The organism is Antrihabitans stalactiti, assembly GCF_012932915.1.
GTDB lineage: Bacteria > Actinomycetota > Actinomycetes > Mycobacteriales > Mycobacteriaceae > Antrihabitans > Antrihabitans stalactiti.
In genome coordinates this window covers 38372-64416 of sequence record NZ_VCQU01000019.1, presented here as the reverse complement: position 1 = coordinate 64416, position 26045 = coordinate 38372, and the positions used below count along the sequence as shown (strand labels likewise).

Annotated in this window: 28 protein-coding genes; 13 read left to right on the top strand and 15 right to left on the bottom strand. The window is 63.8% G+C overall.

What is annotated here, in order from left to right; genetic code table 11:
• On the top strand, positions 1-235 hold a 235-nt coding region (locus tag FGL95_RS31610), incomplete at its 5' end, for a transposase (RefSeq protein ID WP_206072511.1).
• A 13-nt stretch (positions 236-248) separates the two neighbouring features.
• Here FGL95_RS31610 and catC read toward each other — a convergent pair.
• From catC to catA, 3 genes are read right to left on the bottom strand one after another with little or no spacing between them, the layout of a single operon-like run.
• On the bottom strand, positions 249-533 hold the full coding sequence (gene catC, locus FGL95_RS31605; protein ID WP_169594896.1) for a muconolactone Delta-isomerase: 285 nt from the start codon (positions 531-533) through the stop codon (positions 249-251).
• Positions 533-1657: a muconate/chloromuconate family cycloisomerase gene (locus tag FGL95_RS31600; protein WP_338080109.1), complete on the bottom strand. Its 1125-nt coding sequence runs from the start codon at positions 1655-1657 to the stop codon at positions 533-535. The genes catC and FGL95_RS31600 overlap by 1 nt, the downstream gene beginning before the upstream one ends.
• The gene (catA, locus tag FGL95_RS31595; protein WP_169594892.1) at positions 1654-2496 is read right to left on the bottom strand and encodes a catechol 1,2-dioxygenase; all 843 of its coding nucleotides are present in this window, start codon (positions 2494-2496) and stop codon (positions 1654-1656) included. Before catA ends, FGL95_RS31600 begins: the two co-directional genes overlap by 4 nt.
• Positions 2497-2620: 124 nt before the next feature.
• Here catA and FGL95_RS31590 point away from each other — a divergent pair, with 124 nt between their 5' ends.
• Positions 2621-3397, top strand: coding sequence for an IclR family transcriptional regulator domain-containing protein (locus FGL95_RS31590; protein ID WP_169594890.1), 777 nt, complete (start codon positions 2621-2623; stop codon positions 3395-3397).
• Between the two features lie 4 nt (positions 3398-3401).
• Here the strand turns inward: FGL95_RS31590 and FGL95_RS31585 are convergent, their stop codons facing one another.
• From FGL95_RS31585 to FGL95_RS31560, 6 genes are all read right to left on the bottom strand, one after another.
• Entirely contained in the window at positions 3402-4586 is a 1185-nt protein-coding gene (locus FGL95_RS31585; RefSeq protein WP_169594888.1) for a GTP-binding protein, read from the bottom strand.
• A 95-nt stretch (positions 4587-4681) separates the two neighbouring features.
• Positions 4682-5338: a nitrile hydratase subunit beta gene (nthB, locus tag FGL95_RS31580; RefSeq protein WP_169594886.1), complete on the bottom strand. Its 657-nt coding sequence runs from the start codon at positions 5336-5338 to the stop codon at positions 4682-4684.
• Between the two features lie 29 nt (positions 5339-5367).
• The gene (gene nthA, locus FGL95_RS31575) at positions 5368-5997 is read right to left on the bottom strand and encodes a nitrile hydratase subunit alpha (protein WP_169594885.1); all 630 of its coding nucleotides are present in this window, start codon (positions 5995-5997) and stop codon (positions 5368-5370) included.
• A 36-nt stretch (positions 5998-6033) separates the two neighbouring features.
• Positions 6034-7587, bottom strand: coding sequence for an amidase (locus tag FGL95_RS31570; RefSeq protein WP_169594883.1), 1554 nt, complete (start codon positions 7585-7587; stop codon positions 6034-6036).
• Entirely contained in the window at positions 7584-8645 is a 1062-nt protein-coding gene (gene oxdA / locus FGL95_RS31565; RefSeq protein WP_169594882.1) for an aliphatic aldoxime dehydratase, read from the bottom strand. The genes FGL95_RS31570 and oxdA overlap by 4 nt, the downstream gene beginning before the upstream one ends.
• Positions 8646-8813: 168 nt before the next feature.
• Complete coding sequence (locus FGL95_RS31560) at positions 8814-9779, bottom strand: AraC-like ligand-binding domain-containing protein (protein ID WP_169594880.1); 966 nt, start codon at positions 9777-9779, stop codon at positions 8814-8816.
• 186 nt (positions 9780-9965) lie between these two features.
• Between FGL95_RS31560 and FGL95_RS31555 the strand changes: the two genes are divergently transcribed.
• The 4 genes from FGL95_RS31555 to FGL95_RS31540 all read left to right on the top strand — a co-directional run bounded on the left by FGL95_RS31555 (position 9966) and on the right by FGL95_RS31540 (position 12754).
• Entirely contained in the window at positions 9966-10313 is a 348-nt protein-coding gene (locus tag FGL95_RS31555; RefSeq protein WP_169594878.1) for a YciI family protein, read from the top strand.
• Positions 10310-11542: an RNA polymerase sigma factor gene (locus tag FGL95_RS31550; RefSeq protein ID WP_169594877.1), complete on the top strand. Its 1233-nt coding sequence runs from the start codon at positions 10310-10312 to the stop codon at positions 11540-11542. Before FGL95_RS31555 ends, FGL95_RS31550 begins: the two co-directional genes overlap by 4 nt.
• Before the next feature lie 103 nt (positions 11543-11645).
• Positions 11646-12068, top strand: coding sequence for a DUF6069 family protein (locus FGL95_RS31545; RefSeq protein WP_169594875.1), 423 nt, complete (start codon positions 11646-11648; stop codon positions 12066-12068).
• 47 nt (positions 12069-12115) lie between these two features.
• Complete coding sequence (locus FGL95_RS31540) at positions 12116-12754, top strand: VOC family protein (RefSeq protein WP_169594873.1); 639 nt, start codon at positions 12116-12118, stop codon at positions 12752-12754.
• Here FGL95_RS31540 and FGL95_RS31535 read toward each other — a convergent pair whose 3' ends face one another.
• Positions 12755-13669, bottom strand: a complete 915-nt coding sequence (locus FGL95_RS31535; protein ID WP_169594903.1) for an AraC family transcriptional regulator — start codon at positions 13667-13669, stop codon at positions 12755-12757.
• Positions 13670-13848: 179 nt separating this feature from the next.
• On the opposite strand from FGL95_RS31535, the gene FGL95_RS31530 reads away from it, so the two are divergent.
• Complete coding sequence (locus FGL95_RS31530) at positions 13849-14412, top strand: flavin reductase family protein (protein WP_169594872.1); 564 nt, start codon at positions 13849-13851, stop codon at positions 14410-14412.
• Positions 14413-14436: 24 nt separating this feature from the next.
• Positions 14437-16008 carry a 4-hydroxyphenylacetate 3-hydroxylase family protein gene (locus FGL95_RS31525; RefSeq protein WP_169594870.1) on the top strand — a complete coding sequence of 524 codons (1572 nt, stop codon included), beginning with the start codon at positions 14437-14439 and terminating at the stop codon, positions 16006-16008.
• A 133-nt stretch (positions 16009-16141) separates the two neighbouring features.
• Here FGL95_RS31525 and FGL95_RS31520 read toward each other — a convergent pair whose 3' ends face one another.
• Both FGL95_RS31520 and FGL95_RS31515 read right to left on the bottom strand, forming a co-directional pair.
• Positions 16142-17479, bottom strand: coding sequence for an MFS transporter (locus FGL95_RS31520; RefSeq protein ID WP_169594868.1), 1338 nt, complete (start codon positions 17477-17479; stop codon positions 16142-16144).
• A gap of 175 nt (positions 17480-17654) precedes the next feature.
• Entirely contained in the window at positions 17655-18317 is a 663-nt protein-coding gene (locus FGL95_RS31515; protein ID WP_169594867.1) for a TetR/AcrR family transcriptional regulator, read from the bottom strand.
• A gap of 106 nt (positions 18318-18423) precedes the next feature.
• Here FGL95_RS31515 and aroQ point away from each other — a divergent pair, with 106 nt between their 5' ends.
• Genes aroQ through FGL95_RS31500 form a run of 3 tightly spaced genes read left to right on the top strand, consistent with a single transcriptional unit; the run spans position 18424 to position 21673 of the window.
• Entirely contained in the window at positions 18424-18873 is a 450-nt protein-coding gene (aroQ, locus tag FGL95_RS31510) for a type II 3-dehydroquinate dehydratase (RefSeq protein WP_169594865.1), read from the top strand.
• Positions 18874-18875: 2 nt separating this feature from the next.
• Positions 18876-19754, top strand: coding sequence for a shikimate dehydrogenase (locus FGL95_RS31505; protein WP_169594863.1), 879 nt, complete (start codon positions 18876-18878; stop codon positions 19752-19754).
• Positions 19751-21673, top strand: a complete 1923-nt coding sequence (locus FGL95_RS31500) for a sugar phosphate isomerase/epimerase and 4-hydroxyphenylpyruvate domain-containing protein (protein ID WP_169594861.1) — start codon at positions 19751-19753, stop codon at positions 21671-21673. The genes FGL95_RS31505 and FGL95_RS31500 overlap by 4 nt, the downstream gene beginning before the upstream one ends.
• A gap of 123 nt (positions 21674-21796) precedes the next feature.
• On the opposite strand, the gene FGL95_RS31495 is transcribed toward FGL95_RS31500, so the two are convergent.
• From FGL95_RS31495 to pcaD, 3 genes are read right to left on the bottom strand one after another with little or no spacing between them, the layout of a single operon-like run.
• The gene (locus tag FGL95_RS31495; protein ID WP_169594860.1) at positions 21797-23008 is read right to left on the bottom strand and encodes an acetyl-CoA C-acetyltransferase; all 1212 of its coding nucleotides are present in this window, start codon (positions 23006-23008) and stop codon (positions 21797-21799) included.
• A gap of 15 nt (positions 23009-23023) precedes the next feature.
• Positions 23024-23803: an IclR family transcriptional regulator gene (locus FGL95_RS31490; RefSeq protein WP_169594858.1), complete on the bottom strand. Its 780-nt coding sequence runs from the start codon at positions 23801-23803 to the stop codon at positions 23024-23026.
• Positions 23800-24564, bottom strand: coding sequence for a 3-oxoadipate enol-lactonase (pcaD, locus tag FGL95_RS31485; RefSeq protein ID WP_338080108.1), 765 nt, complete (start codon positions 24562-24564; stop codon positions 23800-23802). Before pcaD ends, FGL95_RS31490 begins: the two co-directional genes overlap by 4 nt.
• A gap of 78 nt (positions 24565-24642) precedes the next feature.
• Here pcaD and FGL95_RS31480 point away from each other — a divergent pair, with 78 nt between their 5' ends.
• Both FGL95_RS31480 and FGL95_RS31475 read left to right on the top strand, forming a co-directional pair.
• Positions 24643-25389 carry a CoA transferase subunit A gene (locus FGL95_RS31480; RefSeq protein WP_169594900.1) on the top strand — a complete coding sequence of 249 codons (747 nt, stop codon included), beginning with the start codon at positions 24643-24645 and terminating at the stop codon, positions 25387-25389.
• Positions 25386-26033: a CoA transferase subunit B gene (locus FGL95_RS31475; RefSeq protein WP_169594856.1), complete on the top strand. Its 648-nt coding sequence runs from the start codon at positions 25386-25388 to the stop codon at positions 26031-26033. Before FGL95_RS31480 ends, FGL95_RS31475 begins: the two co-directional genes overlap by 4 nt.
• Positions 26034-26045: the final 12 nt, after the last annotated feature.

Sequence of the window (26045 nt, the reverse complement as noted above, 5' to 3'; positions counted from 1 at the left end):
CCCGGCCTTTGTGGCCTTGCAGAAGACCATCGTCAAACACCGGCCGCAGATTCTGGCGTCGATCGAACACAACATGTCCAACGGCCGCGTCGAGTCGGTCAACACCAAGATCCGGTTGATCACCCGACGCGGCTTCGGGTTTCACACCCCCGAAGCCGTCGTCGCGCTGGCGATGCTCAGCCTCGGCGGTGCCCGACCCCAACTACCCGGCAGAGACCCACGGATAAGTCAGTAGAGCCCAAAAAGACTCACGAGGGTATGGCGCTCGGGTGCGTTGTGAGCGGCGTGACCTCCACCGTCATGTATGCGAAAAGCGGTAAATTCCAAAGAATTTCGTGCAGTTCGTCGGGTGATTCGACATCGAAGATGCTGATGTTGCTGTACTTGCCGACCACTCGCCAGATGTGGACCCACTTGCCCTGCCGTTGCAGGTCCTGCGAGTAGGCCTTCTCCCGAGCGAGCGTGTCGACGCGGACCGCCGGATCGAGGTCGAGGGGGATCGAGACGTCCATGCGGACGTGAAACATGGCCATCAGTTTCGGCTCCAGGTCTTGACCGCATCCATGTTCAGCTCCACGCCCAGGCCCGGACCGTCCGGCAGCTGGACCTGACCTTCGGAATACTGCAGCGGTCGGATGAGCAATTCTTCTTCGAACAGCAACGGCCCGAACAACTCCGAGCCGAAGTCGATGCCAGGTTCGGCGCAGGCGAAGTGAATCGACGCGGCGGTGCCGATCGGTCCTTCGATCGATGTCGCGCCATGGCACGCCAGACCGGCAGCCCTTGCGACGGCGACGGTCTCGCGACTACGGCGCAGACCGCCGAGCTTGGTCGTCTTGATCGCGATGACGTCGGCTGCCCGCTGCCGGACCACCTCGAGCGCGTCGTGCGGTGACTGCACGCTTTCGTCTGCCATCACGGGGATCGGCAGCAGGCGGTTCAGTTCGGCCAGTACCTCGATCTGGTCACCGGGAGTCGGCTGCTCGATCAGCTCGACGCCACCGGCTGCCAAGCGCGGCAAGTACTTCAGTGCCGTGAGCCGGTCCCAGCGCGCATTGATATCCACGCGCACGCCGGCTTTGCCCTGCAGTGCTTCGGTGATCTCGACGACGCGACGGGTGTCGGTCTCCGGATCGAGCGCGCCCATTTTGAGCTTGAAACTGAAATGTCTACGCGCGTCGAGTATCTCGTTCGCTTCGTCGATGATCTCTGCAGCCGGTGCCGCGCCGAGCGCCCAGGTGACGTCGATGCTGCGGCGGAAGGCGCCACCGAGCAGCGTGTGTACCGGTACGTCGAGGGAGCGAGCCCAGGCGTCGTGCAATGCGATCTCGACGCCTGCTTTTGCGAATTGTGCTGACGCGACGACTCTTTCGATATCCCGCATGATCGCGGTGATATTGTCGGCGCGCCTGCCCAAAAGTACCGGCGCCATGTACTTCTCGACGAGCGCCTGCATGGTCTCGACGGATTCGCCACCCCACCAAGGACCGCCGGGAACGACGCCCTCGCCGTACCCGATCGCTCCGGCGGCTGTCCTGACGGCGACAAGCAACAGTGGTTGCGCCGTCATCGAGGTGGTCGCGAATTTGTGCGGCCGGACGAGCGGGACGTCGAGGATCGTCGTCTCGACGCCGACGATCGTCAGGTCGTGCGTCACGCCGGATCCAGTGCGAAGTTGTACGTCACGTAGTTCTTGCCGTCGGCCGCTGGCTTCGGATCGAGGATGAGCTCCGGCTTGGTCGCAGATGCGACGTCGCTGTCGAGCCATTCGCCGCCGCTGAAGTACAGCTGCGTGGTGACGGATTCCTTGCCGGGCGCCGACACGATGAGATGCAGGTGTGCGGGCCGCCACGGGTGGCCGTGCTGTGCTTCGATGAATTGGCCGGTGGGTCCGTCGGTCGGAATCTGGTACGGCGCAGGCTGAATGGTGGTGACTTCGTAGCGACCCTCGTCATCGGTGATGATCTTGCCGCGTAGGTTCCAGTCGGGCAGATGCGGCGCGAAACCGGAGTAGAAGCCGTCGTTGTCTGCGTGCCACAACTCGACGACGGCACCGCCGAGGCCATTGCCGTCGAGATCGGTCACCTGACCGCTGAACACCAGGGGGGTGATCTTCTTGTCTTCTTCGCGCATCGGCAGGGTGCAGACCGAGGGCAGTTCCGGTGCGTCGGCGAGGTAGTACGGACCCTCGATGCTGCCCTTGGTGCCCTTGCGGCTGCGCGCAAGAACCTCTTCGACTGCGTGCTCGATGAAGACGTCGAGGAACAACGGCCATTCGCCGCCTTCGCCGACGTCGATGAGCCACTGCTTGAAGACGCGGTACTCGGGGTAGGTGACGTTGTGGTCGAGAATCACCTTGTGCAAGGCGCCCAGCGCGTCTTTGGCGATCGCTGCCAGGCGCTCCGGGGAGGTATCGGCAGACACGCGCTCGTTCTTGAACTTGTCGGTGGCTGCGGTTCCGGAGCCGACGGCGGTCGGCGATTCGAGAGTGGTCATCAGAATTCTCCTGGGGCTGGGCTGTAGCTTTTAGGTGTACGCTCTGCGTACAATCAATACGCACTGCGTACACACAACTGTGCGCGCTCTCACAACCTGTTGTCAACCATCGAGGCGGCTAGAAATGAGCGAGCAGATCGACAACGACCGCGACTACGTGCAGAGCATCGAGCGCGGATTTGCTGTGTTGCTGGCTTTCGACGCCGAGCACCCGAACCCATCGCTCGCCGAAGTCGCAACGCAGACAGGGCTTTCGCGGCCTGCGGTGCGCCGGATTCTGCTGACGCTGCAACGGCTCGGCTATGTCGCCGGGTCCAATGGCAGGTGGTCGTTGACTCCTCGCGTGCTCAGCATCGGCCAGCACTACTCGGCCACCCACACACTGCTGGAGGCGGCGATGCCGCGGTTGCTGAAGGTCGCGGAGTCGACGCAGGAGTCGGCGTCACTCGGTGTCCTCGACGGGACCGACGTCGTCTACGCCGCTCGCGTGCCTGTTCGGCGGATCATGAGCATCAACGTCTCGGTCGGCACGCGGGTGCCTGCGTACGCCACATCGATGGGTCGGGCGCTGCTCGCGTGGGGGACGCCGGAGCAGCTGGGCCCGGTGCTCGCTCAGGCGCCATTCGACAAGCTCGTTGCAGGCACGATCACCACGGTCGAGCAGCTACAAGACGAGTTGGCGAAAGTCCGCGAGCAGGGCTACGCGCTCACGTCCGAAGAACTGGAACAGGGGCTGATCTCGGTGGCAGCTCCGGTCCGCGACGCGAGCGGCGCCGTCGTCGGTGTCATCGCCTGCTCGACATCGACGGCACGCAACACCCCGGAAGGGTTTCGTGCCCACGCGGTTCCGTGTGTACTCGAAGCCGCGGCCTTGCTGAGTACCGACATGGGTCACGGGTAGCGCCTTACGTCGCGGCTGATAGCGGATCGTTCCAGCTGGTCCAGGTGTCGGTGCCGAGGCGGATTTCGTCGGTGGTCAGCAGGCACGCGTCGAGCTCATGGCGCAAAGTCTCGGCGTCGATTCCTTGGCCGATGAAGACCAGCTCTTGACGGCAGTCGCCGACGGGTTCTTCCCATTTGTCGAGGATGCCGTTGCGGCGGTAGTCGTCCCCGGGCCACATGTCGTCTGGCAGGAATTTCCACCAACGCCCGACATAGCCGTGCCGGATGAGGTGGCCGGCCTGCGAAATGCTGCCGATTTCGGTGAAGCGGGCAGCGTTCCAGAAATAACCCTTCGCCCGCAGCAGGTTTCCGTTGGTCCAGTCGCCACTGAGGAATTCGTGCAGGCGTTGCGGATGGAATGGCGCGCGCTCCCGGTAGACGACCGAGCTGACTCCATATTCTTCGGTTTCCGGTGTGTGCTCGCCTTGGAGTTCTTTCAGCCACCCCGGCGACCGCGCCGCCTTTTCGAGCGAGAACAGCCCGGTGTTCATGATCGTGTCGAGCGGAAGGATGCCGTGGGTCATCGGCACGATCTGGGCAGCAGCATTCAGCGAGCGCAACACGGCGGTCAATTCGTTGACCTGGCTCTCAGAGATGAGGTCGGTCTTACTGACGAGGATGATATCGGCGAATTCGATCTGATCGACCAAGAGATCAGAGATATCACGCTGATCTTCGGGCGCTTCGGCATCGACCTCTCCACCGGTGCGATAGTCACGCAAGAAGCTGTAGCCGTCGACGACGGTCACCATCGTGTCGAGTCGCGCAATGTCCGCCAGCGCGCGACCGTTGGTGTCGATGAACGTGAAAGTCTCTGCCACGGGAAGAGGTTCGGAGATGCCGGAGGATTCGATGAGGAGGTAGTCGAATCGGCCCGCGGCTGCGAGCGCGCTGATCTCGGCGAGCAAGTCTTCGCGCAGAGTGCAGCAAATGCAGCCGTTGGTCATCTCGACGAGCTTTTCCTGGGAGCGGCTGAGCGTTATCTCTCGCTCGACTTCAGCGCTGTCGATGTTGATCTCACTCATGTCGTTGACGATGACCGCGACACGTCGGCCCTCTCGGTTACGCAAGATCTGGTTGAGGAGAGTGGTCTTGCCAGCACCGAGGAAGCCGGACAGCACTGTGACAGGCAGGCGGGTGTCAGCCATGGCGGTGAGCCTCTCTGGCGGGGGAGTGGTAGCCGGTAGCGGGTATGGACAACGAAGTCAGGCATACCCGCTACCGGAGATCTGGTGAAAAAGGTTCAGGCGCCGGCAGGTTCGAGGTAGCCCTCGAACAGGTCGACCATGACGGCGTCGGCGTCGGTGTCCGAGCCGAACAGTTCCTTGCCGGTGAACTCGACGTGGTAGGTCGGTTCGGCGCCACCGTCGGTCCGGCCGTGGCCGATTGCGTCTGGGAGCGGCCACTTTTCGCCGGTGCGGTGGCGTATCACACCGGTGCGGCCCCGGCAGTACGCCGGCATGCGGATGTGACCGGCGAAGTATTCGTCGCGCACGCGGACGGTGTCACCAACGTTGTAGACGTGATTGTCCGAGCGCGCGGGCCGACCTGGTGACGTGACCGGGAGTGCGAGCGGGAACGGGCCGCCGGCAAAGGCTTCGAGTTCGGCTTGGGTCAGAACCCCGGTCTCGACCATCAACGTGGCCACACCGATTGCGTAGCGCTCGTAATACGGCGTCACCAAATAGTGCACGGGCGCAATGCGTTCGACGACGTGGCGGACTTCGTCGACGCTGAACTTGCCCATTTCGGCGACGCCGAGAAAGAACAGGCTGTACGGCAGGTGTTCCCAGTCGGAGTGAAATGGGTCCGAGTAGGTCTGACCATGCTCGTACTCGTTGATCTTGTGGTCGACTGTGGCGAACCCCTGCTTTCCGCCGAGGTCGTGTACTCCATCCATGGTGTGTTTCCTTTCGAATGCGTTGTGGTTCAGGGGACCTGAGGTACTGCGACGCCGATCAAGACGTCCTTGGTGACGATCTGTTGAAGCTGCTGTGCGGTCCACCCTTCGGTGCCTGCGGGTCGCACAGGCAACACCATGAAGCGGGTTTCGGCTGTGGTGTCGACGACCTTGACCGTCACGTCTTCAGGGAGTGTGGTGCCCATTTCCTCGAGCACCTTGCGGGGCTCCCGGACGACGCGTGCCCGGTACTCGAAGCTCTTGTACCAAGTCGGCGGCAGGCCGAGGATGGGCCAGGCCGTGCAGGAGCACAGCGAGCACACGATGACGTTCTTCAGGGTCGGTGTGTCTTCGAGGGCAGTGATGTACTCGCCCTGGGGGCCGAGGTAGCCGTACTGGCCGACTGCCGCGGTTCCGTCGGTGAGCAGCAGCTCACGGAACTCTGGGTCGGTCCAGGCCCGAGCGACGAGTTCCGCGCCCTTGCGAGGGGTGAAGTCCTCTTCGAATGTCTTCTTCCAGTTTTCGGCGTACCCGTCGGGTACATGGCCCTTGCTGTTGAGCGCCTCGTGTAAGGCCCACGCGCGGTCGCGAGCGGGGGCTTGCTCGGGAACGCCTGGGGCGTTGGTGATGTGCTGATCATGTTCGATCATGACGGACATGGGCTGACCTTTCTGTTGGGGCTGAAAAGGGGCGCTTCAGACGCGCGCGAGCCGACGTGAAGCCGATGTCGGCGAGGGGAACTCACCGCGAATTTGTTCGAATGTGTGCCCTACCCGCAACACTGTGGCGTCGTCGAAGCGTTTGCCGACGATCATCATTCCGGCGGGAAGCCCGTCGACGAGTCCGGCAGGCACCGACAATGCGGGATGCCCGGTTACGTCGAAAGGTGCTGTGTTGGCAATCATTCCGAGTGCTTTGGTCACATAGGTCGCGCGGTCGACATCGGGCGCGGGTAGCTCCGAGGCGACGTAGGGCAGCGTCGGCATCACGAGCACGTCGTACCGTGCCAGCGCCGCGTCGTACGCCGCGCGTGCCGTCGGCACCAGGTTGCGGGCTTTGCCGTAGCTTGCGCCGCCCAACGTCTTCACTCCGTGGTGGCCGCACAGAGCAACGAGTTTCACGGTCTCGGAAAGTTCATCAGCGTGCGTAACGCGTTGTTTCGCGAAGTAGGCCATCTGCTCGGGATCGTAGAGTCCCTCGGCGTTCAGTCCGTAGCCGTTTCCGTCGAGCATCTGATACGCACCACCGTCGGTGGCAATCACATTCCAGACGTGAAATGCGTTCCGGTGCCATGGAATGCTGACGGATTCGACCACTGCGCCGGCCTCGCCGAACCGCGCCACAGCCGCACGAACTACCTCTTCGACTTCTGCCTGGGAGACCTCGTGGCCGAATCCCTCTGCGACGACACCGATACGGAGTCCCTCGACTCCGGCGGCGAGGCTGGACACATAGTCGCCAACCTCGAGGCCCTCCGGTTGGCGCGGATCGTTGCCGTCACGCCCCGCGATCACCGATAGCATTCGTGCCGCGTCGGCGACGGTCCGTGCGATCGGGCCGAGGTGGTCGATGGTTCGCTCGATCGGGAAGGCGCCGGTGTACGGCACCAGGCCGAAGGTCGGCTTGTGGCCGACCACGCCGCAGAACGAGGCGGGGATACGGATGGAGCCGCCCTGGTCGCCGCCGATCGCGAGATCCACATCGCCGTTGGCAACCAGCGCTGCGCTACCACCCGACGAGCCCCCGGCTTCCCTGGCCGGGTTCCACGGGTTGCGTACCGGACCAGTCGCCGGTGTGAAGCTCGAACCCGAGAAACACAAGTCCTCGCATACCGCTTTGCCCGACACCGTGGCGCCGGCACCGATGAGCCGTGTTACCACGGTCGCATCTCGTGAAGGAAGGAAGCCCTCCAAAGCCAGTGAGCCGTTCATCATCGGCACACCTGCCACCGCGACGTTGTCCTTGATTGCAACGCGGAGGCCGGCGAGTGGTCCGCTCGGTGACTCGGCAGCGATCGAAGTCGTGACATACCAGGCGCCCAACGGATTTCGATCGACTGGTGGAAACTCGTGGCCGCGAACCGGAGTCGACGGCGCAGCTTCTGCGTACAACGCATCGACCACGTCGTAGGACCCCAGTGCACCGTCGACGAGTCCGACGAATTCCGCGCGCGAGTCGGCATCGAGTGTGAAGCCGAAATGTTCTGCTGCAGAATCGATCAGGTCGGCATTGGGTCGCTCGACTGTCATCGGAGGCACTCCTGGTGTGCGTCACGCAGCATGCCTGTCTGTGGGTGACAGTTGATGTATTCGAACACCTGGCTCCGCGCATCGGATACCGAAACCTCATGGTAGAGACGAAGTTTCGTCAGACCCGTGACCACTTGGAAGAATTTGGTGAAGATTCGCAAGTGCGTTGGATGGGATTCGGCCCAACGCTCGAGTTTGTCGAGTGAGCGCCAGTGGCCGATGTTGTAGCTCTCGTCGAGGAAGTTGCCGTCCAGATCGATGGAGCGAACGAATCGGTTGCTGTAGCAACCCACAGATTCGCCGTTGTCACGCAGAAAATCCATGCCCGCGTGCAGGGTTGGCAGCAGTTCGTCGAGGTATAGAGCGCGTTCGGCTGCATCGGTGTCGATCCAGTCCTGTCCGGACCGGATCAACGCGATGTTGTCGTGGCCCGCAACCACGACACGTCCGCCGTCGACTGGATTTCCGGCGACGATACGTAAGTCGCCGACGGGTTGCATCCAGTCTGTTTGGGCGATCGGGAACCGTTCGCGCATCGACCCCCAGTAGCCGTGTTCGTTGATGTCGCCGCTGACGCCGTCCATCACGGCGCCGACTCCGGGAAGCGTGTCCTGGAATGCATAGAGGGTTTCGAACTGCTCGACGCGGGGGGAGACGATCTCGCGGAAGAACCCGAGTCCCTCAGAGAGTCGGTCTTGCGAGGACCACCAATTCGCGACGGCCGGTGACCGCAACCAGCGACAATGCGCAGCGGGGTCTCGCCAGTAGCCGACGATCATCAGGTTGTCGTAACCCTGCTTGTCGGTGTGGTGGGTCAGATCGTGGTGCACGGGACCGTCGGCGAGGCCGAAACTGTCGACGAGATGACGCATCGCCTGCAAGGCGGCGGGTCGCTGCGCGTCGCCGCGGTACTGGACGCCGAGGTAGGCCATCGTCACCTGCGTGACCTGTTCATCGGCTCGGCCCACCCACATTGGGAACGGGGGCTCGTAATTGTCGGGGACACGCCGCGACAACGCGCGCGGGCAGACGAGATGTGTATCGATTGCGGATTCCATGGGAAGCGCTCCGAGTTCTGGGCTGAACAACGTTCGGGCTGTTCGGGATTCGTGGATCGGAAGTCAACTTCCGACTGACCCAAAGCTATCGGCGCTAGCGGTCACCGACTTGGCGCACAGCGCCTACTTGTTGGCCCTCGGCGACAACTTTCGTCCAGGGCAGGGCGGCTACGAGCCGGTTGCCATCGCCCTGTACTCGCGCGGACTCATCCCGTACTGCTGTTTGAACGCGCGGCTGAAGATGGTGAGATCTGTGAAACCGTAGTGACTCGATATCTGTTGCAGCGTTCGACTTGCGGCTGCGGGTGCGACCATCTCGCGGCGGCAGCGTTCCAGGCGCCGCATTCGTATCGTGCGCGACACGGTCGCGGTCTGGTCGGCGAACATCCGATGCAGCTGCCTAGTCGAAATCCGCAGGGCTACAGCGATATCGGTCGGAGAAAGCTGCGGATCAGCGAGCCGTTCGTCGATCGCCGAGATCGCGGCAGCGTACAGATCGGCGCCCACGGATCGGGTCGGTACGACAAGGCTGCGCATGATCGCGTGCACGAGATCGCCGACCTCGTCGACGATCGCACAATCACCTACTCCAGCGGCGTCCGGAGAGTTCCTGATCGTCACGACGTCGTGCAGGAAGCGCCCCAGAAGACCGCTGACGCCGGCCCGGCCGTCGAACGCGATGGCCGTGAGGTTTCGGATCTCCGGCTCGCTGAACGCGAGGGCGTTTCTCTTCCAGGTGAAGACCTCGAGGTTCCAGGAGTCGTCGTCGGGATGTCCCTCGAACCGCCAGTCGAACGGTCGTGTGGTGTCGTACAGCACGAAATCCCCAGGGGTGAGCAAGCATTCGCGACCGTCCTGGGTGACCCGCGCGCGTCCGCGACGGATCATTCCGATCTGCAGATAGTCGCTGTCGTCGGATCGGATGAGGCCCCGGCTGCGACCGATACGTTGCTCGGTCGACTGCACTGTCGCCACCTTCAGGTGCGCCACGTCGGACGACTGCACCGCGCCGGTGAAATGCTCGCCGTCGAAATCGGCGACATCCAACGCTACGAAATGCTCGCGCAGCATCTCGGCCCAGTCCGACGGTTTCGTCGTCCTGGCCGGGAGTACAAAGCCCGATCGGGTCAGCATGTCCACCACCTCGCGTGTGGTTGAAGATAGCGTCCGCGCACGATCGCCGCCAGGGCTGATGGCCGTATCGAGTGCCGATACGGGCCACCTGAGTTAATTTCGAGGAGGCTGTCGTATTGGGTTTGGTCCGTTCGTGGAGGTGGTAGAGACGCACCGAACGGTCGTCACCGATGAGAGGATTCCGCTATGGCTCAGTACCTGATTTCCGTGATCGTCGACGAGAGCGTGTACGACCTCCCACAAGAGGAAAAGGAAAAGTCGTGGGACGCAACGGGTGTGTTCAACGAGGAGTTGAAGGCCGAGGGCTCGTGGGTTTTCGCCGGCGGCCTCGGACGTCCCGAGGAAGCGACGGTGGTGGATAACCGGGGCAGCGATGTCATCGTCACCGACGGACCGTTCCTCGAGACCAAAGAGTTCCTCGGCGGGTTCTGGGTTGTTGAAGCCCCTGATCTCGACGCAGTCCTGAAGATCGCGGCGCGAGCGTCGAAGGCGTGCGGTGCACGGCTCGAGATCCGGTCCTTCGACGACGCATGACAGACGACTCACGCGGCGAGATCGCTCGGATCTATCGCGAGGAGTACGGCCGGGTGGTCGCCTCTCTCGCCCGACGCTTCGGCGATCTCGACATCGCCGAGGACGCGGCGGGGGAGGCCTTGATCGTCGCCATCGAGCGGTGGCCGGTCGATGGCATCCCGCCCAACCCGGGTGGCTGGTTGACGACTACTGCTGCTCACCGGGCCATCGACCGGATTCGCCGCGATTCCCTGCGCGACACCAAGCATCAGGCAGCCATGATCATCGAAGACCCCACCCCGCACGAGCCCACAGGACTGGTCGAAGACGACCGTCTGCGGCTCATGTTCACCTGCGCTCACCCGGCCCTCGCTCCGGAGGCGCGCGTTGCTCTGACCTTGCGGCTGCTCGGCGGGCTCACGGTCGAGGAGATAGCGAGCGCCTTCTTCGTCGCCGAAACGACTATGGCGCAACGCATCACCCGCGCGAAAGCCAAGATCAAGGCCGCGAAGATTCCGTTCCGCGTGCCCGACCAGGACGACGTCACCGACCGGTTGGGCGGCGTTCTCGCCGTCATCTATCTGGTCTTCAACGAGGGCTACCTCGCGGGTGCCGGCGAGAATCCCATCCGCGCCGACCTGACCGCCGAGGCGATCCGACTGGGTCGCATCCTGCGGCAACTGTTGCCTGACGACGGCGAAGTCGCGGGCTTGCTGGCCCTCATGCTGCTGACCGAGGCGCGCAGGGCCGCTCGAGTCCGTGGCGGGGATCTGGTGATGCTCGACGAGCAGGACCGCTCAGGTTGGGATCGGACACTCATCACCGAAGGTCACGCGCTGGTCCGCGAGTGCCTGGCCAGTGTCGCGGCGAACAAGTCCCGACCAGGGCACTATCAGCTGTTGGCCGCGATCAATGCTGTCCACACCGACGCTCGCGACGCGCGCGACACCGAGTGGAATCAGATCGTCGCGCTCTACGACCAGCTGTATGCCGTCGCGCCGACGCCGGTCGTCGCACTCAATCGGGCGGTCGCCGTCGCCGAGCTCGACGGTCCGGACGTCGGGCTGGCCATCATCGACAAACTGGCACTCGACCGCTATCACTCCTGGCACGCGGCCCGTGCCGAGATGCTGCGCAGACTGGGGCGAAGCGCAGACGCGCGGTCGGCGTACGACGCCGCGATCGACGCGACCCAGAATGTGGCGGAGCGTGCGTACCTGACTCGGCGGCGTGACCGACTCGTTACCTAAGAATTCGAAGAAAGTCTGTCGAGGCTGTCGTATCGGGTCCGACCTGTTCGTGGAACTGCTGAGAGGCAACAAAAGGTTGCCGCACCACCAACAGGAGATCGACATGACCGCCATCGCACACACCGCTTCCGCCGTCCGCTCCGATGTTGCCGCACCGGCATTCTGGCGTCCCGCTGCATTGGCCGCCGTCGGAGCCGCAGCCGCGACGACCGCCGTTGCCGCAGTTGCTCATACCGCCGGCGTCTCCCTCGCCATCGAAGGTCAGCAGATCCCGCTCGCAGGATTCGCCCAGCTGACAGTGATTTTCGCTGCGATCGGCATCGTGCTTGCCGCGGCGCTGCGCCGTTGGGCACGCAACCCCCGCCTGGTGTTCGTCCGGACGACGGTCGCGCTGACCGCGTTATCGCTCGTCCCTGACGCGGTCGTGAATGCCGCGATCGACACCAAGCTGACGCTGATGCTGACCCACCTCGTCGCCGCAGCAATCGTCATCCCGATCGTCGCCTCGCGGCTGCGTCGTAGCTGATAGAAACACTGGTAGTCAGCAGCGACGCAACCGTCGAAGGAGAACCCATGACTACCAGCGGCCCGGCCGAGCTCAAGTTCGAAGCAGCCATCATTCCGGTGTCGGACGTCGACCGCGCGAAGACGTTCTACAGCGCTCTAGGGTGGCGGCTCGACGCCGACTTCGCCTTCGAAAACGGGTTCCGCATCGTCCAGTTCACACCGCCGGGCTCGCCGGCTTCGGTCCAGTTCGGCTCGAAGATCACGTCGGCAGAGCCCGGCTCGGCGAGCGGTCTCTACTTGGTCGTCACCGATATCGAGGCCGCGCGCAGCCAGTTGGTGGCCAATGGTGCGCAGGTCAGCGCGGTGTTTCACCCGGGGGCGCCCGGTGCCCAGTTCGAGCCGGACGGCGCCGACAGTCGCGTTGCCGGCCGGTCCGAGGATGGCACCAGCTATGGCTCGTTTGCCACATTCAGCGACCCGGACGGCAACAGTTGGCTGCTGCAGGAGGTCACTACGCGGCTGCCAGGGCGGGTAGACACTGCGTCGTTCACCTCGGTGAGCGACCTGGCTGAAGCGCTGAAGCGGGCGTCGGCAGCACACGGTGAGCACGAGAAGCGCCACGGCGGCGAGTACGACGAGAACTGGCCCGAGTGGTACGCCACCTACATGGTGGCCGAGCGAACCGGCGCGGAGCTCCCGGAATAGCTAGCGCCGCAACGTCTCCGACGGTGGCTCGCCGTACTTCTGCCGATATGCGGCGGCGAATCGACCGGTGTGAGTGAAGCCCCAGCGCATGGCGATATCGGCGACGGTGAAGGTGCCGTCGCCGCGCAGGAGGTCGTCGTGCACGCGTTGCAACCGGATGTCGACGAGGCAGTCGCGGGGACTTGCGTTCAGATACTCACGAAAGCCTTCCTGCAGTCGGCGGACGCTGACGCCGGCAACCGCGGCCATGTCGCCCGCAGTCCACGGCCGGGCGGGATCGTCGTGCATCTCGTCGAGCACTCGCTTGACGATCCGCGGCCGGGGGCGTGTGTCGGTGTCGTCGTCGGGAACAGCGGCGAGGACGAACGCGGTCGTCAATGCCCCGGAAAGTTGTTGTGTGACAAGGGGATGCTGCTGACCTGTCGGTGCGTCCGACAATGACCGGACCAAGCGCAGCCAGCCTGCGCCCGCAGGCGTCGACAGATCCAGGTGGTCGGGGACCGGCACGTTGTGGCCCGCCAGGATGTTCGTCATCTCGCGGTGCAAATAGTCACGCTCGAACCGCACGCCGATGATGCGACACGACTCGGACCATCGCCGGATCGATGTCGGGGTGTCCGGGGGATAGATGGTCGCGGAGTCAGGCGTTGCGACGAGTTCCTGGCGGCCGATCACCGAGTCCAGATGACCGGATAGCGGGATGTTCACGGCGTAACCGCCGGGATGATCGGTATCGACTGTGACGGGCGCACCCCAGCCGATGTGCGCGATACGGACCGGCCCGATCGCCATGCTGTCGACCGAAACGTTCGACGCAGTCGAGTGCGTGAGGGGATGCAAGGCGTGCGGGAAGTACGCATCCGAGACAGCGTGCGACGCCTCGTCCCAATCCCGCGGATCGGCGACGGGCTGCATTGGCCGATCGCTGTTGTCTATCACTTCATTCAAGTGTGAACCATGCCGCCTGCCAAGTGCCAATGTGACCGGCGTCGCAAGTGGTCGCGCAATGTGGATCGACGCCGCGTTCAGCGGATCGACGCAGGTGAAAGGCGGTCCTACCTTCGTGTCCACCAGTTGACGAAGGGAGGCTCGCCATGGTCGATCAACGCGAACTACGCAACGTGTTCGGTCAGTTTGCCAGTGGCGTCACCGTCATCACGTGCCGAAACAGCGACGGAAATTCGCACGGTGCGACCGTCACCGCATTCACCGCGGTGTCCATGGAACCGCGTTTGTGCCAGATCACGATGACCAAGAAATCGAAGGCGTGCAAATACCTCAGCGGCGCGCCTTTCGCGGTCAATGTGCTCGCCGCGGACCAAGTCGATACCGCTATGCACTTCGCAGGCCGACCGTGCAACCCCGAACCGCTGTGGGCGGAGGGGCCGACCGCTCCCGTCATCTGTGGGGCGGCTGCGACGTTCTCCTGCATTCCGTGGGCGGAGTACGACGGCGGCGACCATGTGATCTTCATCGGCGAGATCGTCGACGCAGTGTCGAGCGGTCAACCGCCGTTGATCTTCTACCGCAGCACATTTCACGAACTCGGGGTGCCGTCGGCACATGTTCCTTGGAACGGTTCGTGCGACGACCCGGAGATCGGCTGGTTCGCCGCGACGACCTCGTTCACACCCATGCATCTTCTCCAAGCCATCTGATTCACTTACCCGAAAGGCAATGACATGACCATCCTCGATGACGCCCCAACCGCCGCGGAGCCGAAGAACTACGCGACCCGACCGATGACTGGTAACGAGTACATCGAATCGCTCAAAGACGACCGCGAGATCTGGTTGCACGGCGAGCGAGTCAAGGACGTCACCACTCATCCCGCGTTCCGTAACCCAATCCGCATGACGGCCCGGCTCTACGACTCGATGCACACCGGACCGAATGTCGACAAGGTCACCAGCCCGACCGACACCGGGAACGGCGGCGTCACGATGCCGTTCTTCAAGGCGCCGCATTCGGCCGACGACCTGCTCAAAGAACGCGACGCGATCGCGACGTGGGCGCGAATGACCTACGGCTGGATGGGTCGCAGCCCCGATTACAAGGCGTCGTTCCTCGGAACGCTGCACGCGAACAAGGAGTTGTACTCGCCGTTCCAGGAGAATGCGGAGCGGTGGTATCGCGAATCGCAGGAGAAGGTTCTGTACTGGAACCACGCGATCATCAACCCGCCGGTGGATCGGAACTTGCCGCCGGACGAGGTCGGCGATGTGTTCATGAAGGTGGAGAAGGAAACCGACGCAGGCCTGATCGTGTCGGGCGCGAAAGTCGTGGCGACCGGGTCGGCGATCACGAACTACAACTTCATCGCGCACTACGGTCTGCCGATCAAGAAGAAGGAATTCGCGCTCATCTGCACGGTGCCGATGGATGCGCCTGGTGTGAAGCTGATCTGCCGGTCGTCGTTCACACAGAACGCCGCGGTCATGGGCAGTCCGTTCGACTACCCGCTGTCGAGCCGGATGGACGAGAACGACACGATCTTCATCTTCGACAAGGTGCTGGTGCCGTGGGAGAACGTCTTCATGTACGGCGACGTCGAGAAGATCAACGCTTTCTTCCCGCAGTCAGGTTTCTTGCCGCGCTTCACATTCCAGGGCTGCACGCGGTTGGCGGTCAAGCTCGACTTCATCGCCGGCCTGCTGATGAAGGCTCTCGACGCGACCGGGTCCGGCGGGTTCCGGGGTGTGCAGACTCGGGTCGGCGAGGTCATCGGGTGGCGCAACCTGTTCTGGTCGCTGTCGGAGTCGATGGCCCGCGACCCCGAGCCGTGGATCGGCGACACCGTTATCCCGAAGCTCGAATACGGTCTGACCTATCGCATGTTCATGATCCAGGGCTACCCGCGCGTGAAGGAGATCATCGAGCAGGATGTGGCGTCGGGGCTGATCTACTTGCCCTCCAGCTCTTTGGATTTCAAGAGCGCCGAGGTCCGGCCGTATCTCGACAAGTACGTCCGCGGATCCGACGGCATGCCCGCCGTCGAGCGCGTGAAAATCATGAAGGCACTGTGGGATTCGGTCGGCTCCGAGTTCGGCGGTCGGCATGAGCTCTACGAGCGCAACTACTCCGGCAACCACGAGAACGTCAAGGCGGAGCTACTGTTCGCCGCCCAGGCGCGCGGGGGAGTCTCGCAGATGAAGGGTCTCGCCGAAGAGTGCTTGGCCGAATACGACCTCGACGGCTGGACGGTCCCCGACCTCATCGGCAACGACGACGTCTCGTATTTCAAGAACAAGTAGGGGCTTCGCCAACCCAACCCGTGCGCGCGTCTCACCCCCAGAGGGGTAAAAATCACTCACAGTTCGAGGTTCCCCTCGCTTGGTAACTGTGAGTGATTTTTACCCCTGGAGGGGTGAGACGCGCGCACGGGGGTTAGGCGACCGGCTTTCCCAGCTGGGTGAGCGGGACCCGATATGTTTCGCGGGCGGTGGCGGCCGATGCGGCGGCGGCTGCGCAGCAGATCGCCACGAGGATTGCGACGGGCAGCCAGTTGGTCCGGCTGTTACCGACCAAGGTCCATGCGATGGTGGGTGCGAAACCGGCGAGGGCGAAACCGATTTGGGTACCGATGGCGATTCCGGAGAACCGAACTTTGGTGTTGAACATTTCGGCGTAGAACGACGGCCAAATCGCATTCGGTGCTGCGTAGCAGATGCCGATGAGCAACGCTCCGGCGAGGAAGATGACCGGAACGTTTCCGCTCATTATTGCCTTGAAGTACACGAAAACCATGACGCCGCAACCGAGTACGCCGGTGATGAAGACCGGTTTGCGGCCGATCCGGTCGGCGAGGATCGCAAGTGTTGGCTGGCTGACCAGCGCAATGATGTTGGCTACGACCGCCACCAGGAGCATCGTCGTCCGCGATACGCCTACTTCAGGGCTTGTCGCGAATGCCAGACCGAACACCGCGAAGATCGTGCTGCACACCGCGATGAAGGCGCACAGGATGACTCGAAGGACGTCCGAGCTATGGGTGCGGAACAGTTCCACGACCGGGAACTTGGCGACCTGATCGGTCTCCTGCTCCTCCTTGAACACCTCGGGCTCGTCGAGGCGGCGACGAACGACGTAGGCGAGGACGACAACGAGGAAGCTGAACCAGAACGGGACGCGCCAACCCCAGGTGAGCAGCGCGTCGTCGGGCAGGTTGGCGACCGTGAGGAATACCGCTGTGGCCAGGATGAATCCGGCCTGGGTTCCGGTCAGGGTCCAACTCGTGAAGAACGCCCGGCGGCCGAAGGGTGCGTGCTCGAGGGTCAGTGAGTTCGCGCCGCTCTGTTCGCCCGCGGCGGAGATGCCCTGCAGAACTCGCAACGCCACCAACAGGATTGGGGCGACTACTCCGATCGCCGAGTACGACGGCAGACAGCCGATCAGAAAGGTCGACGATCCCATCATCACCAAGGTGATGAGCATGACGCGCTTGCGTCCGACGCGATCACCGAAATGGCCGAGGATCACGGCGCCGAATGGCCTTGCAATGTAGGCGACGCCGAACGTCGCCAGCGAAAGCAGCGTCCCGGCAGCGGGATTCGCGGCGGGGAAGAACACCTTGCCGAACACCAGCGCCGCGGCGGACGCGTAGATGTAGAAGTCGTAATACTCGAGCATGCTGCCCAGGAAGCTGGCGACGGCTGCGCGCTTGACCTTGGTTGTATCGGGCGGGGCGGTGGGGGCTCCGGGCGCATCGAGGGTGCTGGCGGTCATCGGTTCTCCTGGGTCATATCGCATGATTACCGCCTCGTGTTCGTATGACGAACATCTGTTCGCGATGCGGTGCAAACGAATGTAACGCGCACCACCGCCATAGGGCAACAGTATTAACCAAATAGTTCATAAAAAGCTAGATGCGAGTGTTGTCGCAGGTGGGAGTGGTGCGCAGTCAGTGTGCGGTGTCGCGGAGGAACGCGACGAGCATGTTTGCAAGCATGGTGCGCTGGTGGTCGCGCGATCCCGGCGCGGTCAGATCGCGCTTGAACAGGGCGTCCCAGGTGTACTTGTTCGCCATTCGGAAGACGCAGTAGCTGCTGATGATCATGTGCACGTCGAGTGCATCCACGTCGGTCCGGAAGAGTCCGGCCTGCTGGCCTTCCGCGAGGATCTGCGAGACGAGGTCTGCTGCCGGCGCGCCGAGTCCGCTGAGGACCGCCGACTTCCGAATGTGCTCGCCATGCAGCATGTTCTCGTTCGCGACGAGCCGGATGAAGTCGGGGTGCCGGTCGTGGTGGTCGAAAGTGAGTTCCGCGAGTGCCCTGATGGCTGCGACGGGGTCGAGGCCCGCAATGTCGAGCTTGTTCTCTTGCTGGCGGATCTCGCCGTACGAACGCTCGAGGACCGCGGTGTACAGACCCTCTTTGTCTGAAAAGTAGTAGTAGATCATCCTTTTCGTCGTGTGCGTCCGCTCCGCGATCACGTCCACCCGCGCGCCGGCGAACCCGTTGTCGGCGAATTCTTTCGTCGCGACCTCGATGATGTTCTCTCTTGTGAGGTCGCTGTTGCGCCTGCGCTTGGCGGGTGGTGCAGCGCTGGTCTGGTCGGGCGACATGGCGTCACTCTAACGCTGGTGCGGCTGGACCTCTTTGCATGACGCGATCGGTGGAGTATCGTCGTGAGTTAACTCACTAGTTCGTACATTACGAAGGGATCGTCCAGTGCCGACGACCGACCTCCCCATTCTCGTGCTCAACGGTCCGAACCTGAACCTGCTGGGGACGCGTCAGCCGGACCTCTACGGTCGGGAAACCCTCGCCGACGTCGTCGACCTGTGTGGGAAGGCCGCGGCTTCGTTCGGCCGGACCGTCGACACTCAGCAGTCCAATCATGAAGGCGCACTCATTGATTGGATCCACGCGGCCCGGGGAACGACGTCCGGCGTCGTGATCAACCCCGGTGGCTACGCGCACACCTCGGTGGCACTGCGCGACGCGATCGCAATGCTCGAGGTTCCCGTGGTCGAAGTGCATATCACCAACATTCACGCACGCGAGGAATTCCGGCATCGCTCGCTGGTCTCGCCCGTCGCCAACGCCGTCCTCTGCGGTCTCGGTACCGGCGGCTACCGCGCGGCGATCGAGTGGCTCTGCCGCGCGACGGAGGCATGATCATGATCGAATCGATTGTGTGCGGCCTTATCGGGTCCGGAATCCGCGCGTCGCTGACGCCGCCGATGCACGAGGAAGAGGGTCGCAGGCACGGCCTCACCTACGCCTACCGGATCATCGACCTCGACCACCTCAGCCTGAGCACGTCGAACCTGCCGCGATTGGTGTGGAGCGCACAGGAACTGGGCTTTCGTGGACTCAACATCACGCACCCCTGCAAGCAAGCAGTGATCGGTTGCCTCGACGGACTGTCCGCTGACGCCGAACTCCTCGGCGCGGTCAACACCGTGGTGTTCGAGGAGGGAAAGGCGATCGGGCACAACACCGACTGGTCCGGCTTCGCCCGCAACCTCGACCGCAGTCTCACCGGCGCCGCCATGGACAACGTCGTGCAGCTCGGCGCGGGGGGAGCGGGCGTCGCCGTCGCGTATGCCTTGCTCAGACGAGGAGTCGGCCGAATCACGTTGGTGGACAACAACATAGTCAGAGCGCTGCAACTGCGCGACCGACTGGCCCCGGCGTTCGTCGCCGCCGATATTTCTATCGCCGCACTTGCCGATCTGCCCGAGCGGTTGTCGACAGCAGACGGACTGGTGAATGCGACCCCGATGGGAATGGCTGCACACCCCGGCTCGGCGGTGCCGCCAGAGTTGCTCCGACCCGATCTCTGGGTCGCCGACGTCGTGTACCGCCCACTGGAGACGGACCTTCTTCGTGCCGCCCGCGAGGTCGGGGCACGAACACTGAGCGGCGCAGGCATGGCCGTGTTCCAGGCGGTCGACGCATTCCGGATCTTCACCGGCATCGAACCCGACGCCGACCGAATGTTCGACCACATGACGGCCCTGATCCGCCAGGAGGAATCGGTGATGGTGCGATGAGCACTCAGGCGCAAGTCCGTACGCGGGTCCGCACGTCGGTGGCGACGGTGTCGTTGAGCGGATCGCTCGAGGAGAAACTCACCGCGATCGCCGATGCCGGCTTCGACGGGTTCGAGGTTTTCGAGCCGGACTTCGTCAGCTCGCCACTGTCGCCAGGTGAATTGGCCACGAGGGCTGGCGATCTCGGCTTGAGGATCGACCTGTATCAGCCGTTTCGAGACCTGGATTCCACCGACGACGAGCAATTCGCCCGGAACCTGATTCGCGCCGAGCGCAAGTTCGACATCATGGCGCAACTCGGGTGCGACACGATTCTCGTCTGCTCGTCGCCGCTGCCGACCGCCGTGCGCGACGACGACCGACTGGCCGCGCAATTGCACGAACTCTCGGTCCGTGCGGACCGGCGCGGCATTCGGATCGCGTACGAGGCTCTCGCCTGGGGCGCGCACGTCAACACCTACCGGCATGCGTGGGACATCGTCGCGCGCGCTGACCACCCGGCCCTCGGCACCTGCCTGGACAGCTTCCATATTCTGTCGCGAGGCGACGATCCCAGCGGAATCCGCGACATCCCCGGCGACAAGATCTTCTTCCTCCAGCTTGCCGATGCGCCGCGGCTGTCCATGGATGTGCTCTCGTGGAGCAGGCACCATCGAAACTTCCCGGGACAGGGCAATTTCGACCTCGCGACCTTCGGCGCGCACGTCCAGGCTTCCGGCTACACAGGTCCGTGGTCGCTCGAGGTCTTCAACGACGTATTTCGGCATTCGGCCACTGGTCGTACCGCGGCGGACGCCCATCGTTCGTTGCTGCATCTGCAGGAGGAGGTCGCGCGCGTGCAGGAGAGCGAATGCGACACACGCGGGCTGTCGCTGTTCGCACCACCGGCCCCGGCTCCGATCGACGGCGTCGTCTCCCTGCGTCTGGCAGCGGGCCCACGCAAAGACGGTGAGCTACGGGAGATGCTGCGGCACATAGGGTTTCATCTCGTCGGACGCCATCGTCAGCACGACTTGCAACTGTGGCGGCACGGCTCGCTGACGATCGCCGTCGACGCAACTGCGGGCACAGTGTGGACTGCGCCGGGCATTCCGGCCGACCTGCCGGCGCTCACCCAAATCGGTGTCCGATGCGCTGATCCGGACGCGTGGGGGCGCCGGGCAGCCGCTCTGGAAATGCCGGTGAGCGAAGTGGACCTGCCGGGCGCCGACCCGGCACAGTCGGACGTCGTGCGGCTCCGCGTCACCGACGCGACGTCGCTGGACCTGCGTAGCCCGAGCAGCGGTGCTGGTTGGTTGTCCGCGTTCGAGATGTACCCGATTCCGGTCGCGCAGTGGCGCCGGCAACGCGCCCTGTTCACGGGCGTCGACCACATAGCGTTGGCGTTGCCTGCCGACAGTTGGGACGGCGTGATGCTTGCCCTGCGGTCCGTGCTCGGCATGCAGCCGCACGAGGGGCTCGACGTGACCGATGCCGTTGGCTTGATGCACACGCAGGCGCTCACTTTGGGGGACGGCGACGCCCGGTTGCGGATTCTGCTGAACATGGTGGACGGCAACGCGTTCGGCATGGAGAACATCCCGGTCGCACGCCGCGGCGGTGTCAGTCACGTGGCGTTCTCATGCGAGGACATCTTCACGACGGCAACCCACATGGTCGCGGGCGGCTATGAACCACTACCGATCTCACCGAACTACTACGCCGATCTCGAGGCCCGATTCGGTCTGCACCCAGAACTGCTCGACCGGATGCGGACGCTCGGCATCTTGTACGACGCGAATGCCGATGGCGAGTTCTTCCACTTATTCACCAGGACCGTCGGCGCAGACCTGTTCTTCGAGGTCGTTCAGCGGGTCGGCGGATACAAGGGCTACGGCGAACCGAATGCAGCCGTACGTCTTTCGGCGCAGTTGCGCTGACCCCCCAACCCGTGCGCGCGTCTCACCCCCAGAGGGGTAAAAATCACTCACAGTTCGAGGTTCCCCTCGCTTGGTAACTGTGAGTGATTTTCACCCCTGGAGGGGTGAGACGCGCGCACGGGGTTAGGTGAGGCGCTCGAATACCGCAGCCAGGCCCTGACCGCCGCCGATGCACATCGTCTCCAGGCCGTAGCGCGCCTCACGGCGGTCGAGTTCGCGCAGCAACGTCGCGAGAATTCGAGCACCCGTGGCGCCGACCGGATGGCCGAGCGAAATCCCGGAACCGTTGGGGTTCAGGCGCGCATCGTCGGGCTCGACCTTCCAGGTCCGCAGCACGGCCAGCGCCTGAGCGGCGAAAGCTTCGTTCAGCTCGATGACGTCCATGTCGTCGAGGGTGAGATGTAGACGGCCGAGGGCCTTTTCGGTCGCAGGCACCGGACCGATACCCATGGTTCTCGGCGGCACACCGGCGACTGCCCACGACGCCAACCGCGCGAGCGGGCGCAATCCGAGCTCGCGTGCCATCTCCGCCGTGGTCACGATGCACGCTGCGGCACCGTCGTTCTGACCGCTCGCATTACCGGCGGTGACCGTCGACTCGGGATCGATCTTTGCCCGAATTGCGCGCAGCTTGGCGAGCGACTCGAGGCTTGTGTCGGCTCGGGGATGTTCATCGGTGTCGACGAGTAGCGGATCCGATCGGCGTTGCGGCACAGGCACGGCGACGATCTCGTCGGCGAAACGCCCCGCTTGCTGAGCGGCGACCGCGCGCTGATGCGACTGGACGGCGAGCGCGTCCTGGTCCGCCCGGCTGATCGCGAATTCCGCGCGCAGATTCTCCGCGGTTTCGATCATGCCGCCGGGAACGGGGAAGTTCTTACCGCCCGCAGTGACGCGGGCACGCGCGAGCCGATCCATGAGGGCTACGCCCTCACCTTTCACGCCCCACCGCATTCCGGTGGCGTAGAACTCGGCCTGACTCATCGATTCGACACCGCCGGCCAGGATCAGGTCGCTCGCGCCGGTCGACACCTGCATGCAGGCCTGAATGATCGCCTGCAGTCCGGAGCCGCACCGGCGATCGACCTGGAGGCCGGGAACGTCTGTTCCCAGACCTGCGTCGAGTGCCGCGATTCGGCCGATCGCGGGGGCATCACCGTTCGGCGAAGCCTGTCCGAAGATGACATCGTCGACCTGTGATCCCGAAATTCCGCTGCGTGCAACGAGTTCGGATATCACGGTCGCCGCGAGGGATTCCGCCGTCAGGTCTTTGAACACGCCGCCGAAGCGGCCGACCGGTGTACGGAGTGGTTCGCAGATCACGGCGTCAGGCATGGTGCTTCCTTCGGTTCAGGGTTGAGATTGGACGCGTCCGAGGTCGGAATGAATGGCCTCGGCGGTTTCCAACAGGGGAGGGATGAGGTCTTTGCGCACGGCCGCCGCGGTATAGCGAGCAGCCTGCGTCGAGACGTTCACAGCAGCGACGACGGTGCCGTTGTGGTTGCGGATCGGCGCGGCGAGCGACCGCAGTCCCTCTTCGAGTTCTTGATCCACGATGCAGTACCCGGCCGCGCGGACGCGCGAGATCTCCTCGCGCAGGCCGTCGACGGTGGCGATGGTCCGTCCGGTCAGCGGGACCAATTCGACTCTGGTCAGGTACTTTTCGAAATCTTCGTCACTGAGACCGGCGAGCAGTACCCGGCCCATCGAAGTCGCGAACGCCGGAAACCGGGTGCCGATGTTGATCGACACCGTCATGATGCGGCTGACTGGAACGCGCGCCACGTACACCACGTCGTCACCATCGAGGATCGACACCGACGCGGACTCGTGCACCCGCTTGGCAAGCGATTCCAGATGCGGACCTGCGACTTCCGGGAGCGTGAGGCTCGACAGGTAGCTGTAGCCGAGATCGAGGACGCGCGGCGTCAACGAGAACACCGAGCCGTCCGTGCGGACGTAACCGAGCTCGACCAGCGTCAACAAGAAGCGCCGGGCAGTGGCGCGGGTCAGGCCGGTCACTTTCGCGACTTCGCTCAGCGTCTGCCGAGGATGCTCGGCGTCGAACGCGCGAATGACAGCGAGGCCTCTGGCCAGCGATTGGACGTAGTCGGGCGTTGGTTCGGTCATAGGTCACCATCCAACCCCTGTGCTGCGATGTGGTCGGCGATCAGCCTCGATACGGCGTCCGATTGTTCGACGTTCACGAGGTGCGCGCCTGGATTCAGCACGTGCAGAGTGGAATTGGGGATCGCATCGGCGATCGCACCGAGATCGGCAGGTGTGGTGGCGGGATCTTGTGCACCGGCGATGACGAGGGTCGGCGCGGTGATGCGGACCAGGTCCGCGCGACCGTCCCAGTGGGCCAGCGCCTCGCAGCAGCGCGCGTAGCCCTCGTCCGGCGTGTTGGTGACCATAGCGACCCAACTGTCGACGGAACCGGCGAACTCCGGGCTGAACCAGCGGCCGACAACCGCCTCAGCCAGCGCTCCGGTTCCATTCGAGCGAACGAAAACAGCCCGGTCGAGCCAGCCGCCGGGCTCGCCGAATTTCGCCGACGTACAGAGCAGTGTCAGCGTCCGGACCCGGGTGGGCGCGTGCGCGGCGAGATACTGCGCGATCGCACCGCCTAGCGACAATCCGACGACGTGTGCCGAGCCGATGTCGAGCCGATCCAGCAACTCGAGGACATCGTCGGCCAATGACGAAATCGTGTAGTCGACTGTGGCGACTGGAGATTCGCCATGCCCGCGGATGTCGACCGCCAGCACGTCGTGATCGGCGGACAGCGCCCGGACCTGCGGATCCCACATCGACCGGTCCGAGCCGAGTGAGCCGAGGAGGACGACTGTCGATCCTGAACCACTGCGCGCATGCGCTATCTCAACCACGAGGCCAATGTACCAGAGCGTTCGCAATACGAACAAGCATTCACAATGCGCACATTTTGCGTTAGACTCATCGCCATGATGGACAAGGTCATTTCGTCGGCAGCCGCAGCGGTCGCCGATATCCCGGACGGGGCTTCGTTGGCGGTCGGCGGCTTCGGGCTGGTGGGTGTGCCGCAGGTGCTGATCAGCGCAATACTCGAGCAGGGCGCAACCGATCTGGAGATCGTCAGCAACAACTGCGGGACTGCCGGTTTCGGCCTCGGCGTGCTGCTGGAGCAGCATCGGATCCGCCGCACGATCAGTTCCTACGTCGGTGAGAACAAGGAGTTCGCGAGGCAGTACCTGTCCGGTGAACTCGAAGTGGAACTCACACCCCAAGGCACGCTTGCCGAGCGCATGCGCGCGGGAGGTGCGGGCATCCCAGCGTTCTTTACCCCTGCAGGCGTCGGTACCCAGGTCGCAGATGGCGGACTTCCGCTTCGCTACGACGGCAAGGGCGGTATCGCGGTCGCGACCCGTCCGAAGGAAACGCGAGAATTCGACGGCGTCACCTACGTGATGGAGCGCGGCATCGTCACCGATTACGCGCTGGTCCACGCCTGGAAAGGTGACAGGCACGGGAATCTCGTATACCGCCGCAGCGCAATGAATTTCAATCCGCCTGCGGCGACTGCGGGCCGGATCACGATTGCCCAGGTCGAGCACCTGGTCGAGCCGGGGGAGATCGACCCGGGCGAAGTGCACACTCCGGGAATCCACGTTCAGCGCGTGGTGCACGTCGGCAAAGTGACGGTCGGAATCGAGAAGAGGACGGTGCGGGCATGACACTCACTCGCGATGAAATGGCCGCGCGCGTCGCGCAGGAACTCGAGGACGGGCAGTACGTGAATCTCGGCATCGGTATGCCGACGTTGGTTCCGAACTACCTCTCGCCGGACATCACCGTGGTCTTGCACTCGGAGAACGGCGTCTTGGGCGTCGGTCCGTACCCGACCGAAGACGAACTCGATCCCGAGCTGATCAACGCAGGCAAGGAGACCATCACGGTCCTGCCTGGTGCGTCGTATTTCGACTCGTCGCAGTCGTTCGGCATGATCCGCGGCGGCCATGTCGACGTTGCCGTTCTCGGCGCTATGCAGGTCAGTGCACAGGGTGATCTGGCGAACTGGATGATCCCCGGCCACATGGTCAAAGGCATGGGTGGCGCGATGGACCTCGTTCACGGCGCCCGCAAGGTCATCGTGATGATGGAGCACGTCTCGAAGAACGGCGACCCGAAAATCCTCGCCGAGTGCACCTTGCCCCTGACCGGATTGCGTTGTGTGCAAAGGATTATCACCGACATGGCTGTGCTGGACGTGACGCCGGACGGGCTGGTCCTGGTCGAGACCGCGCCGGGTGTGAGCGTCGATCAGGTGCGAGCCGCCACGGGCGCTCCGATCGACGTTCGTACGGTCCGGGCCGCGTAAAAGGTTGTGGCC